12 protein-coding genes are annotated in these 12,012 nt (G+C 66.4%); 3 read left to right on the top strand and 9 right to left on the bottom strand.

Translation table 11 applies throughout. The features are described from left to right. Positions 1-3 precede the first annotated feature (3 nt). The 3 genes from E3T29_RS01160 to E3T29_RS01170 all read right to left on the bottom strand — a co-directional run bounded on the left by E3T29_RS01160 (position 4) and on the right by E3T29_RS01170 (position 3,052). A complete protein-coding gene (locus tag E3T29_RS01160; RefSeq protein WP_241987576.1) occupies positions 4-1,368 on the bottom strand; it encodes an LCP family protein in 1,365 nt (454 codons plus the stop codon). Next, positions 1,365-1,832, bottom strand: coding sequence for a 5-(carboxyamino)imidazole ribonucleotide mutase (gene purE, locus E3T29_RS01165; protein WP_134343825.1), 468 nt, complete (start codon positions 1,830-1,832; stop codon positions 1,365-1,367). The genes E3T29_RS01160 and purE overlap by 4 nt, the downstream gene beginning before the upstream one ends. A gap of 83 nt (positions 1,833-1,915) precedes the next feature. Continuing rightward, complete coding sequence (locus tag E3T29_RS01170) at positions 1,916-3,052, bottom strand: 5-(carboxyamino)imidazole ribonucleotide synthase (protein ID WP_134343740.1); 1,137 nt, start codon at positions 3,050-3,052, stop codon at positions 1,916-1,918. Between the two features lie 131 nt (positions 3,053-3,183). On the opposite strand from E3T29_RS01170, the gene E3T29_RS01175 reads away from it, so the two are divergent. Further along, positions 3,184-3,714: a GtrA family protein gene (locus E3T29_RS01175; protein ID WP_134343741.1), complete on the top strand. Its 531-nt coding sequence runs from the start codon at positions 3,184-3,186 to the stop codon at positions 3,712-3,714. On the opposite strand, the gene E3T29_RS01180 is transcribed toward E3T29_RS01175, so the two are convergent. Both E3T29_RS01180 and E3T29_RS01185 read right to left on the bottom strand, forming a co-directional pair. Beyond that, positions 3,691-4,266 carry a PH domain-containing protein gene (locus tag E3T29_RS01180; protein WP_134343742.1) on the bottom strand — a complete coding sequence of 192 codons (576 nt, stop codon included), beginning with the start codon at positions 4,264-4,266 and terminating at the stop codon, positions 3,691-3,693. The two genes, E3T29_RS01175 and E3T29_RS01180, sit on opposite strands and share 24 nt — an antisense overlap. A gap of 8 nt (positions 4,267-4,274) precedes the next feature. Beyond that, positions 4,275-5,099: a biotin--[acetyl-CoA-carboxylase] ligase gene (locus E3T29_RS01185; protein WP_134343743.1), complete on the bottom strand. Its 825-nt coding sequence runs from the start codon at positions 5,097-5,099 to the stop codon at positions 4,275-4,277. Positions 5,100-5,342: 243 nt separating this feature from the next. On the opposite strand from E3T29_RS01185, the gene E3T29_RS01190 reads away from it, so the two are divergent. Beyond that, positions 5,343-6,947, top strand: a complete 1,605-nt coding sequence (locus E3T29_RS01190; protein ID WP_092341610.1) for an acyl-CoA carboxylase subunit beta — start codon at positions 5,343-5,345, stop codon at positions 6,945-6,947. Beyond that, positions 6,947-7,183 (top strand): acyl-CoA carboxylase epsilon subunit, encoded by a 237-nt coding sequence (locus E3T29_RS01195; RefSeq protein WP_104088549.1) that lies wholly within the window; start codon positions 6,947-6,949, stop codon positions 7,181-7,183. The genes E3T29_RS01190 and E3T29_RS01195 overlap by 1 nt, the downstream gene beginning before the upstream one ends. A 348-nt stretch (positions 7,184-7,531) precedes the next feature. Here E3T29_RS01195 and E3T29_RS01200 read toward each other — a convergent pair whose 3' ends face one another. From E3T29_RS01200 to E3T29_RS01215, 4 genes are read right to left on the bottom strand one after another with little or no spacing between them, the layout of a single operon-like run. Beyond that, positions 7,532-8,578, bottom strand: a complete 1,047-nt coding sequence (locus tag E3T29_RS01200) for a hypothetical protein (protein WP_134343744.1) — start codon at positions 8,576-8,578, stop codon at positions 7,532-7,534. Then, entirely contained in the window at positions 8,578-9,957 is a 1,380-nt protein-coding gene (locus E3T29_RS01205) for a sensor histidine kinase (RefSeq protein ID WP_134343745.1), read from the bottom strand. The genes E3T29_RS01200 and E3T29_RS01205 overlap by 1 nt, the downstream gene beginning before the upstream one ends. After that, a complete protein-coding gene (locus tag E3T29_RS01210) occupies positions 9,950-10,657 on the bottom strand; it encodes a response regulator transcription factor (RefSeq protein ID WP_104130374.1) in 708 nt (235 codons plus the stop codon). The genes E3T29_RS01205 and E3T29_RS01210 overlap by 8 nt, the downstream gene beginning before the upstream one ends. A gap of 38 nt (positions 10,658-10,695) precedes the next feature. After that, on the bottom strand, positions 10,696-12,012 hold the full coding sequence (locus tag E3T29_RS01215; RefSeq protein ID WP_134343746.1) for a class I SAM-dependent RNA methyltransferase: 1,317 nt from the start codon (positions 12,010-12,012) through the stop codon (positions 10,696-10,698).

Raw genomic sequence — 12,012 nt, forward strand, 5'->3', positions numbered from 1 at the left:
GGGCTACGGGGCGGGCGTGGCGGTGGGCGCGGGGGCCAGCGCCGTGGCGATCATGGCCTTGATGGCCGCGTAGTCGGGGTTTTCGGGGTCGACGCCGTTCTCGGGAATCAGGGGCACCGAGATGACCGGCAGCTCCTTGGTCTTGCTGGCGAGGTTCACGAAGTAGCCGAGCATGCCCTGCGGGACATCCGTTTTGATTACCTCAGTGCCTGCTGTGGCAACGCCCTGAAATTTGGTCAGCACATTTGCCGGGTTGAACTGGGCGAGCAGTGCTTCTTGCAGCTGTGTCTGGCGCCCCATTCGGTCGTAGTCGCTGGTCGTGTGGCGGGACCGGGCGTACCATGTGGCGGTCGTGCCGTCCATGTGTTGGGGGCCGACCTCGATCCAGCCCTCGACCTCTTTGAGTTGCTCGTCGCCGCCGATGGGAAGCCGCTCAGAAACCGTGATGTCGACGCCGCCGAGGGCATCGATGAGGTCGGAGAAGCCCTGCATGTCAATGAGCACGAAGTATTGGATGGTGAGTCCGGTGATGCCCTGTGCGGCCTCGAGCGTGGCCTGAATGCCCGGGGAGCTGCCCTCGGCCGTGGCGTTGGGGTAGTATTCCGGACGTTTCAACTCGGCCTCGGTGAAGATGGAGTTGAGCATGCAGGCCGAGACGTCGCATCCGTCGATCGAGCCGTAGCCCTCGGGGTAGAGGGCGCCGAGGGAGGATCCGGCCGAGAACGGCGCGTTCTCGAGGTTGCGCGGCAGGCTGATGGTCGTGGCCTGGCCGGTCGTGGCGTCGATGCTGACCACGGAGATGCTGTCGGGGCGGAGGCCCTCACGGTCGGCACCGGCATCGCCGCCGAGCAGCAGAATGTTGTAACGGCCTTCGACCGGCGGTTGACTCGGGCCGGCAACGAAGACGGAGGAGAGAAACCCGCTGGCCGAAGTGGCGACGAAGGCACCGTAGCCGGCGGTGCCGCAGACCACGACCATAAGGGCGGCGGAGAACGCCGCGATGAGCGGGCGGGCACCGGGCGCGGCCTTCACCAGGTTGATCAGGCTGAGGGTGTTGACGGTGAGCACGAGCCAGGTGACCGCGTAGAACGCGAGCACTGCGGCGGCGACCCAGAGGCCGATCGTGCTCGTGAACACCGTGAGCAGCACTTCGGGCCAGAACAGATAGACGGCGCCGGCGATGATGGCCACGGCCACCAGGGTGAGGGTGGCACCGAGGCCGAACCGGCCGAGCCGACGGTTGCCGGCCAGCACCTGCGCCGAACCGGGCAGAACGAAATTGAGTACGACAAGCCACCACGCACGCGTTGTCATAATGCGTGCGGAGCCGGAATTCGGGTGCCGGATCGGGTCGGAAACACTACTCATAATCGCTCTTGGAGGTCCCGGTTCTTCTGCTCAACCAGATCTGCAAGCTGTACCGAATAGTCTTCGAGCTTCACGCGCAGCGCGTCGTCGCTGGTGGCCAGAATCTTGATCGCGATCAGCGCTGCGTTCTTCGCTCCGCCGATCGACACTGTCGCCACCGGAACGCCGGCCGGCATCTGCACGATCGACAGCAGCGAGTCGAGGCCGTCGAGCAGCCCGAGAGGAACGGGCACGCCCACCACGGGCAGCGTGGTCATGGAGGCGAGCATGCCGGGCAGGTGCGCGGCTCCCCCGGCTCCGGCGATGATCACCTTGAGGCCGCGGGCCTGCGCGGTGCGGCCGTAGTCGAGCATCCGTTCTGGGGTGCGGTGTGCCGAGACAACCTGCACCTCGTGCGCGACCCCGAAGTCCTTCAGGGTTTGCGCCGCAGCGCTCATGACGGTGAAGTCGGAGTCGCTGCCCATAACCAGGCCGACGATAGGCTTGCTGCCGTCAGTAGGCACAGTGGATGTCTCGGTGTTATCTGGCACGCAGATGATCCTATGGCTCAGTCCTGAAAGATTTGTGCAGTGGCGCGCGCCTGATAGGCAACTTCGTCGAGATCGTCGCCGCCCGCCGTCACGTGGCCCACCTTGCGGCCGGGCCTCGATGCCTTGCCGTAGTTGTGCACCTTCACAAGCGGATGCTCCGCGAGGGCGCTCCCATAACGATCACCCAGCGAGCCTGACGCGGGTCCGCCAAAGATGTTCACCATCACCGTCCACGGGTCCCGGGCGCCGGTCGCTCCGAGCGGCAAGTCAAGCACAGCGCGGAGGTGCTGCTCGAACTGGCTCGTGGTCGAACCCTCGATCGACCAGTGACCACTATTGTGCGGGCGCATCGCCAACTCGTTGATGAGGAGGCGTTCATCCGTGGTCTGGAACAGCTCGACGGCGAGCACCCCGGTGACGCCGATGCCCTCGGCCACGGCAACGGCGATGTCGGTGGCGACGTCGGCGAGACGCCCCATGGACTGGGGGGCCGGCGCGATGACCTCGGCGCAGACTCCGTCTTTCTGCACGGTCTCCACGACCGGCCAGACCGCGATCTCACCGCTCGGGCGGCGGGCCACGACCTGGGCGAGCTCGCGGCTGAAATGCACGAGCTCTTCGACCAGCAGAGCGCCGCCGTTGCCGTCTTCGGCGAGCGCCTGAAACCAGTCGTCAACGTCGTGTTCGTGACTGACGACGCGCACGCCCTTGCCGTCGTAGCCGCCGCGGGCGGTCTTCACGACGGCGCGGCCGCCGTGGTCCTTCAAAAAGTCGGCGAGGCCGGCCGCATCAGTGATGCGGGCCCAGTCCGGCACGGGCAGGCCCAGTTCGGCGAGTTTCTCGCGCATGAGCAGCTTGTCCTGCGCGTAGAGCAGGGCGTCGGGGCCGGGGTGCACCCTGACGCCCTCACGCACGAGCTCGCGCAGAATCTCCTGCGGCACGTGTTCGTGGTCGAAGGTGATCACGTCGACGGTCTTGGCGAAGGCGAGCACGGTGGCCAGGTCGCGGTAGTCGCCCACGCGGACCGCGGCGAGCTCGGCGGACATGCCATCGGCTTCAGCGAGAACCTTGAGCTCGATGCCGAGGTTCACGGCCGCGGGGATCATCATGCGGGCCAGCTGGCCTGCGCCAATCACACCGACGGTCAAAGCCATCTGTTCACCATTTTCTATGCAAGCGTTCAGCTAAACGAACGGGAATACCCAGCCAGGCAATTTCAACACGCCGTAGACTGCGAGACTTCAATGCTTTCCTAGTGCCACTTTACCGAACGTCGGACGGACGCATGTCGATCACCCTGAAGCAGCGCCTGCTCAGCTTTCTGAGTCAGGGCCTCAAGTTCGGCGCCGTCGGTGCACTGGGCTTCGTGGTGGACTTCACGGTGTTCAACCTGCTGCGCACCACCGTGCTGGATTCCGCCGACGTACACGCCGGCCCCATCTACGCCAAGGTCATCTCGACCGTGCTCGCCATTCTGGTGAACTGGCTCGGCAACCGCTACTGGACCTTCAGCAAAAACCGGCAGGACCACACGGCTCGCGAGGGCCTGGAGTTTCTCGCGGTGAGCCTCGTGGGCATGGGCATCGGCATCGGCTGCCTCTGGTTCAGCCACTACGTGCTCGGCTACACCAGCGTTCTCGCCGACAACATCTCGGGCAACGTCGTTGGCCTCATTCTCGGCGCGGTGTTTCGTTTCGCGCTGTACCGCTACTGGGTGTTCGCGCCGAGTCGGAGCGGGGCGCCGACATCCGTTGGTATCGCCGTGGTCAGTACCCGCACCGGGGCTATTCGGCTAGCGGCGACCCCAGAACGCTGACTCTTCGGAGAGGGCCGACTGCTCCTGCCGGCGGGAACCCATGACCGTGCTGGCCTGCTCCATGAGGTCGTGCAGCGTGCTCTGCACGAGGTCGACGTTGGGCAAGTCTTTCAACACAAGCGGATGCTCCAGCCCCGAATTTATGAGCACCGTGCCCGAGCGGAACCCGGCCTGCAGCCAGTTCTGCCGCACACTCACGTCGTAGCCGCGGCTGTGCAGGAGCTCTTGCCGGGTGCGCACGAAGAATCCGTGGCGAAAGATGATGCGGCGGGTGGTGATCGTGTAGCGCTTGGTGAGCCAGGCGGCGAGCGGCAGCAGCCAGCCGAGCAGTGCCAGCAGGATGGCACCGGCGAGCAGGGTGGCGTTCTGCCACGGCTCGGGCAGGTTGCCGAAGAAGTAGCCGGTGCCGCCGGCCAGGGCGAACAAGAGCAGTGTGGGCCAGGCCAGCACCCGGGCGTGCGGGCGCAGGCGGGCAACGACCTTCTCGGGCCGGCTCTCGCGGGCGTAGCCGGAGGGTTCGGTCTCGTTGGGCTCTGTCTTCTTAGCTTTCATTACTTCAATTAATACCTCAGGTGGGTGACATCGCCGGCGGCGACAGACCGTTCTTCGCCATCGACCTGGTTGACGACGCGCAGCCTTCCCTCGGCGTCGATGCCGGTGGCGGTGCCGACCAGGTCGGTGCCGCCGGGCAGTTCGACTCGCACTGCGCTGCCGAGCGTGCCACACAGTTCTTCGACTTGCTGATGCAGTCCGCTGTGTTGGGCGTCGCCGTTGGCCTTCAGGAAGGCCCGGTACAGCGTAGCGAGCTCGTGCAGGTAGGCGGCGAGTACCGCGTCGGGGTCGGGCGCGGTGCGGGTGACCAGCAGCAGCGAGGTGGAGGTGAGGGTGGGCAGGTCGTGCTCGTCGAGCGAGAGGTTGAGGCCGGCGCCGATGATGATGCCGCTGGCGTCGGGCAGCAGTTCGCAGAGGATTCCGCACACCTTGTAGCCGTCGATGAGCACGTCATTGGGCCATTTCAGGGTCACGTCGTGGCGGGGATCCTCGGCCTCTTTGACCCCTTCGACGGGTTTCATGCTCTTTTCCACCACGTTTTTGACGGCACGGGTCATGGCGGCGCCGGCCAGGAGCGGGAACCAGCCGAGCGTCGCCGGCGGTAACTGGGGTCGGATCAGCACCGAGATGGCCAGGGCTTTGCCGGTCGGGGCCAGCCAGACGCGACCGAGCCGGCCACGCCCCTGAGTCTGGTTGTCGGTGACGAGGGCCGAGAAATCGGGCCAGGCGGCGGCATCCGTTGTGGCGAGTTCTTTGAGCACATCGTTGGTGGAGGCGGCCTCGGACCGGTACTCGAACCGGGTGACCTCGGTGCGGCTGAGCGAAAACTCCATGGCTACTCTCTCCTTCAAACGTAACTGCGGTAATTCTGCCGAATCTGACCGCTAATGTGTTATTCCTTGCCATTTCGGCCAGGATCTCCGCAGTTATGAACGGGGCGGGCGGTAGAGGTCGCCGATTGAGCCACGATGCGGGCTGAAATGCGTGGCCAGAGGGGGAAACGACCAGTGTTGCGCTGCAAAGTTGTGGAATATCGTCAACGGAAAGCGCCCGGGGGGTGCCGGTAGAGTGAAACGGTGACTGATAAGACGCCCGCTGCGGCACCGGACCTGTATACGACGGCGGGAAAACTCGCCGACCTCAAGCTGCGCTATCACGAAGCCGTGACCGCCAGCGGGGCGACCGCCACCTCGAAGCAGCACGCCAAGGGCAAGATGACCGCCCGCGAGCGCGTCGACCTGCTGCTTGATCAGGGGTCCTTCGTGGAACTCGACGAGTTCGTGCGGCACCGCACCGTGGCCTTCGGCATGGAGAAGAAGCGGCCGTACGGCGACGCCGTCGTCACCGGAACCGGCACCATCCACGGCCGCCAGGTGGCCGTGTACTCCCAGGACTTCACCATCTTCGGCGGCTCGCTCGGCGAGGTAGCCGGCGAGAAGATCATCAAGGTGATGGACCTCGCCCTGAAGACCGGGGTGCCCATCATCGGCATTCTCGACTCCGGCGGAGCGCGCATCCAGGAGGGCGTCGTGGCCCTCGGCAAGTACGGCGAGATCTTTCGTCGCAACACGGCGGCATCCGGTGTCATTCCGCAGATCTCGATCATCTGCGGCCCGGCCGCCGGTGGCGCGGTCTACTCCCCCGCGCTGACCGACTTCGTGATCATGGTCGACAAGACCAGCCAGATGTTCGTCACCGGCCCCGACGTGATCAAGACCGTCACCGGCGAAGACGTGGGCATGGAAGAGCTCGGCGGCGCCCTCACCCACAACAAGATCTCCGGCGTCTCGCACTACCTCGCCAGCGACGAGCCCGACGCGCTCGACTTCGCCCGCGCCCTGCTCAGCTACCTGCCCGACAACAACCTGGCCGAGCTACCCGTGTTCGACAGCGAGGTGGAGCTCGAAACAACGGATGCCGACCGTCGCCTCAACACGATCATCCCCGATTCGCCCAACCAGCCCTACGACGTGAAGACGGTCATCGAGCACATCGTCGACAACGGCGACTTTCTCGAGACGCAGCCGCTGTATGCACCGAACATTGTCGTGGGGTTCGCCCGGGTCGAGGGCCGCTCGATCGGCATCGTGGCCAACCAGCCCAACGCCATGGCCGGCACGCTGAACATCGAGGCCGGCGAGAAGGCCTCCCGCTTTGTGCGGTTCTGCGACGCATTCTCCATCCCGATTCTCACCCTCGTGGACGTGCCCGGCTTTCTGCCCGGTACCGACCAGGAATGGACCGGCATCATCCGTCGCGGGGCGAAACTGCTCTACGCCTACGCGGAGGCCACCGTGCCGCTGGTCACCGTCATCCTGCGCAAGGCCTACGGCGGCGCGTACATCGTGATGGGTTCCAAGCAGCTCGGAGCCGACACCAACCTGGCCTGGCCGACCGCGGAGATCGCCGTCATGGGCGGCCAGGGTGCCGTGAACATTCTCTATCGCGCCGAGATCAAGGCGGCCGAGCAGGCCGGCGAAGACGTCGCCGCCGTGCGCACCCGCCTGGCCAACGAGTACACCTACAACGTAGCGAGCCCGTTTCTGGCCGCTGAGCGCGGGGAGCTCGACGGCATCATTGAGCCGGCCGCAACCCGGGTATCGGTCATCAAGGCGCTGCGCGCGCTGCGCACCAAGCGGGCCACCCTGCCTGCCAAGAAGCACGGGAATATTCCGCTCTAATGCCATCTTCGAAGCCGTCAGAGTTCGACCCGTCAGAGCTGGTTTTCGTGACCACGCGTGTGAGTGATGTCGAGGTGTCGGCGGTGAGCGCCGTCATCCGTGGTCTGTTGCAGGAAGAGTCCGACGAGCGTCGGGCCGCGCCGGAACTGGGCCAGAGCGCCTGGCAGCAAAACCAGCGTGCCATTCGGAAGCCCGTGTACCCCGGCGCCGGTCGCTGGCGCGGCTTCACCGGCTGACTCCCCCCGCCTCTCGCCCGTGTCTACTGCGGACGAAATGCGGGGGCAAAACCACCGGTCGGTCTGTCCTCCTAAATGCCGACTGTGCGGGCAGCGGGGATAGTACAGACTAAAGGTGCTCGGTGACGCTCCTGGAGTTTCACCACCAATCATTCGCTGACTAGGGTAAGCGAGCGAATGTGTTGGGGGCGAGAACGGATGCCATTCGGGTTGGCGTCCTTTCTCGAATAGTCGTTAGGGGATCAGCTTCGGCTGATCCCCTTTCGCGTTCCCACCAGCGGATGGTCCGTCACGCCGCCTACTTCGCCGCCCGTCAAGCACCCCGTCACGCGGCCAGTCACGCCCCCGTCAGACCACGGCAGTCGCTGCCCGCCGAGGGATCTCCATCCACAGGTCGACTTCTTCTTCGCCGGATAAGTCCGGCCCGAGGGCGCTCACGGCCGGGTCGGGGCTGTTCAGGCCCACCACGGTCACCGCGATGGTCGCGCTGTCGGCCGACGTGCGGGCGATGATCTTATCCGCGTTCGTGCGGCCGATGGCCGTCGCGAGGGCGTTGAGCACGATCTCGAGCTCAGATCCGTTGAGGTCGTCGATCCCGCCTTCATCGAGCAGGGTGACGCTCGCACCCCGTCGCCGGGCGGCCATGACCTGCTCGCGCACGGCGTGGTTCAGCAGACGCCGCCCGCGGATTTCGTCCCGAATTGCCGCTTCGAGCAGCCGGCACTCCTGGCGGTCGACCTCGCTCAGATCGCCGTCGCTCTCGCTGATGCGGCGCAGCATGGGCATGGCCAGGCGCATGGTCTGGGTCAGCCGAACCTGGCGCTCGTAGAGGTGAGCCTCCTGGGCGGCATGCCATCCGCTCGCCTCACGCTCGGCCCGCGCATACTGGCGCGCATCCCGGCTGGCCTTCACGAGGGCTCGAGAGAGCAGCCCGGCAGCGACAACCCAGACCACGCTGCCAATGACGCCCATGTGCCCCAGCTCGCCGACGCCGGCCCAGATGACGCTGTGCACGACGAGCGCGCCGACGCCCAGCAGGGCCAGCTGCGGGCGCTTGCGGGTGGCGGTGATCGTCATCAGGGTGCCGACCGCGGCGACGTACCAGGTGGCGTACCCCAGCCTGCCGGAGGACCCGTCGAGTTGGCTGCCCACGATCAGCGGAATCGCCACCGAGACGCCCACATTGAACAGGGCCAGCGGCAGCGACATGCGCATCGGGCTGGAGGGCCAGAGGCTCGCAACCGTCGCCACGAGGTACAGGCCCATGGCAGCGAAAATCGGCGCTGCCGAATGCGGTGTGTCGAGCGAATATACGCCGAGCAACACGTGGTAGCCAGAGAAGAAGGCCGCCACGATGAGGGTCAGGGCACGGGAGACAACGACGACGCCGGTCATCAGTGTTTGCCCGCGTCGCGCCCGGACAGCGCGCCCTTCGCCTCGGCTGACTGGACGGCGATCGGCTCGCCCGCCTCATCGGGCCGCGGCCAGGTGATGGTGATGGTCGTGCCCTGGCCGAGGCTCGTGCGCAGCACGGCAACACCGCCGACTGCGGCAATCCGGTCATGAATCGACACCCGCAAGCCCAGGCGGGCGCTAGCGACGGCGGACACGTCGAAGCCGCGGCCGGTGTCGCTGATCTCGATGGTGCATCCGCTCTGGTCGTTACCGCCCACCGTGACGCTGCGCGATTGTGCGGGACCCGCGTGCTGCACGCTGTTGACCATGGCCTGCACGCTGGCCGAATAGAGGGCTTCGGCGGCATTCTCCGGAATGCTGAGGCCATCCACGCAGAGCTCGGTCACGGTGAACACGCCCGTCGCGGTCGCGGCGGTGCGGATGCGCGCGACCAACTTACTGACGGCGACGGACGCATCGTCGAGATTGCGCTCTCCGTTGGCTTCCTGCAAGCGGATGATGGCGCTGCGAGCCATGGCGGCGGCCAGTTCCGCGCCCCTGGCATTGCGCACGCCCGCCGCAGAGAGCAGGGTCGCGAGCACACTGTCGTGCACGATGGAATCAACCTCGACCCGTTCCACCTCGGTGGCGTGATGGCGCACCGCCACGGAGTACTTCGCGAGCGCATTGGACTGGGCGGAATCGACCTTGGCCGTGGCCTCGCGCAGAACGTAGATGATGATGAGCACGGTGCCGCCGAGCAACATGGCATAGAACGTGTCAAGCACGGCAAGCAGGGTCTCGGCCTCACCGCCGGACGGCAGCCCCCGCACGAGTCCGAAGGCGACCGGGGTGATCACGGTGTAGGCGACGGCCCAGAACAACGGCAGGGCGATGGCCGCGCACGAGGTAGCAACGCTGCAGAGATACCACAGCCAGGGCTTGTTCTCGAGTACAGCCGTGGGATCGATCATGAGCATGGGCCACACGAAAAGTGCGGCGAGGTAGACAGCGGCCACTGCGGCCGCGGCCGTTCGGATGCCCTGCCGGATCAGCGTCGCAACGACGAAGATCACAATCGTCAGCGCCAGAAGGATCGCAATCGGCACGCCCGCCGCGGCTTTGCGGCTCTCCAGTTGCTCGAGCATAAGTGGCACGGACTGCAGGGCGAAGATCACCGCGACGGCGGCCACCGATCGCGACAGCACGATTTCGATCTGGGCCTGGCTGATCGGGTTGCGCGGCTGCCGGGCGCGGCCAAACAGGCTGCCGTCGGTATCGAGTGCGTCGTCACCGACGGCCGTGAATGGCTGCGTTGCCGTGGAGGCCAGGGTGCCCTGGCGGTTGCGGTCGCCCTGGCGGGCGGCCCGTTTAGACACCGCGGTCAGCTTCGGTGGCGTCGAGCCCGGGCAGGATTCCGTCTTCGACGGCGCGGCGCAGCAGGTCGACCTTGGTCGGCGCAGGGCGACCGACCTCGACGTACTTCACGCGAATGCGATCGAGGTATTCGCGGGCGGTGGAGTGCGCGATCCCCAACTGCATGGCCACCATCTTGAGCGGCAGGCCCGAAGCGTAGAGGTGCAGCACGTCGCGTTCGCGGCGGCCGAGCTGCGCCTTGGCGAAGTCCCGGTCGGCGTCGATGGCGGTGGCCCACTCGAGGTTGTTGAGCACGTCGCCGCGGGCAACGGATGCGACGGCCGCCATGACCGTGGTGGTCGGCGACGACTTGGGGATGACTCCGGCCGCGCCGGCAGCGAGGGCTTCCCGCACCGAGGCGACCCGGTCGGCGATGCTGTGCACGAGCACGGCGGAGCCGGTGGTTTGCACGAGGTGCACGTTGTCGGTGACGAGCGACCCGTCACCGAGCGAAAGATCGAGCACGATCACGTCGCACTTGCGGCCGGCCAGGCCGGCGACGAGCGCCTGCGCGGTTGCTGCCGCGAACAAAACTTCGTAGCCGGCGTTCTCGCAGGCGGCTTGTAAGCCCAGTCGTACCGACTCGTGGTCGTCGACAATACCGACGCGAACGGGCGCGTCGGTGGGGGTGGTTGGTGCGGGATCTGCTGCTGTGTTGCTCACGGTAGGGCTGCCTTCGGGTTGTTTGGGTACAACGATAGCTACTTGCAGAGCAGCGCGACGGCTTCGACGTGGTGGGTGTTGGGGAACAGGTCGAAGGCGCGCAGGGACTTCAGCTGGTAACCCTGCTTCGCAAACAGGGCCACGTCACGGGCCAGAGCCACCGGGTCGCAGGCCACGTAGACGATTTGTTGCGGTGCAATGGCGACGAGCTGGTCAACGACGGCCTTGCCCGCTCCGGAGCGTGGCGGGTCGAGCACCACCGTGGCGGCGGCGAGACGGGCGCGTTCGGCGGCATCCGCTTCGCGCAAGAGGCGCTGCAGAAAGCGGTCGACGCGGTCGGCCTCGGCGGTGGCACCGGCCCATTCCTTGAGGTTGCGGGCGGCGAACGCGACAGCTTCGGGGTCGCTTTCGACCGAGGTGATGCGGGTCGTCGGGCCGAATTTATCGCCGACGGCCGCGGCGAGCAGTCCGACACCACCATAGAGGTCGAGGTTGGAGGCGCGCGGGTCGAACGACGACGGATCGATAATGTTCTGCACCGCGTGGAACAGCGTATCGGCGGCCATGGAGTGTACCTGCCAGAATCCGGAGCGGTCCAGCTCGAATTCACGGTCGGCGACGACCTCGTGAATGAGACCGTGCGGCACCCGCTTGGGCTTGCCGTTGCTGTCCTTGGCCGAGACCAGCACCTGCACGTCGCCCTTGCTCGGCGCGACCAGGTCCACTTGAGCCGCGTTGTGAAACAGGGTGTCGAGCGGGGCGCGCAGTTCGAGCTCGTGTTCGGCGAGCGGCAGGTCGTCGACCGGAATCACCCGGTGGCTGCGGGCGGCGTACGGGCCGATGGTTCCGTCGGCGGCCACGTGCAGGCTGACCCGGGTGCGCCATCCGGTGCCGTCCATCGCGTCGCCGGGGCTGGCCTTGACGCTGACCGCGACCGGCTCGACCACGACGTCGGTGGCGAGTCCGGCCATGCGCTGCAGGGCGTCGGCGAGTACCTGGCGTTTGAGTTCGCGCTGGAAGCCGAGTTCGATGTGGCCGAACTCGGCGCCGCCGGCCCGATTTTCGGGGGCGCGGTCAATGGATGCCGCACTCCAGATATGCGGCTGCCGTTCGGGGGCAGCGTCGATGACGGCGACGGTTTCGGCCCGCCAGAAACTCTTGTGGTTGGCCTCGGTGAGACGGGCCCGCACCCGTTCGCCGGGCAGGGTGTCGCTGACGAAGATGACGCGGCCCTCGTGGCGGGCGATGAAGATTCCGCCGTGGGCGACGTTGGTGATGTTCAGTTCAAGCTCGTCGCCGACACTGGCAGACAATGTCGGCTCGGAGGCCTGGGGCTGGTGACTCGTGTTGCTCAT

The sequence above is a fragment of the Cryobacterium sp. TMT1-66-1 genome (assembly GCF_004403435.1).
Taxonomy (GTDB): domain Bacteria; phylum Actinomycetota; class Actinomycetes; order Actinomycetales; family Microbacteriaceae; genus Cryobacterium; species Cryobacterium flavum.

Bases quoted from the DNA above. Each gene is read 5' to 3' on its own strand.
- E3T29_RS01215 (WP_134343746.1), bottom strand. From the start codon at position 12,012: ATGAGCAACACGAGTCACCAGCCCCAGGCCTCCGAGCCGACATTGTCT.
- E3T29_RS01170 (WP_134343740.1), bottom strand. From the start codon at position 3,052: ATGGCTTTGACCGTCGGTGTGATTGGCGCAGGCCAGCTGGCCCGCATG.
- purE (WP_134343825.1), bottom strand. From the start codon at position 1,832: ATGGGCAGCGACTCCGACTTCACCGTCATGAGCGCTGCGGCGCAAACC.
- E3T29_RS01160 (WP_241987576.1), bottom strand. From the start codon at position 1,368: ATGAGTAGTGTTTCCGACCCGATCCGGCACCCGAATTCCGGCTCCGCA.
- E3T29_RS01185 (WP_134343743.1), bottom strand. From the start codon at position 5,099: ATGGAGTTTTCGCTCAGCCGCACCGAGGTCACCCGGTTCGAGTACCGG.
- E3T29_RS01195 (WP_104088549.1), top strand. From the start codon at position 6,947: ATGCCATCTTCGAAGCCGTCAGAGTTCGACCCGTCAGAGCTGGTTTTC.
- E3T29_RS01200 (WP_134343744.1), bottom strand. From the start codon at position 8,578: ATGACCGGCGTCGTCGTTGTCTCCCGTGCCCTGACCCTCATCGTGGCG.
- E3T29_RS01175 (WP_134343741.1), top strand. From the start codon at position 3,184: ATGTCGATCACCCTGAAGCAGCGCCTGCTCAGCTTTCTGAGTCAGGGC.
- E3T29_RS01180 (WP_134343742.1), bottom strand. From the start codon at position 4,266: ATGAAAGCTAAGAAGACAGAGCCCAACGAGACCGAACCCTCCGGCTAC.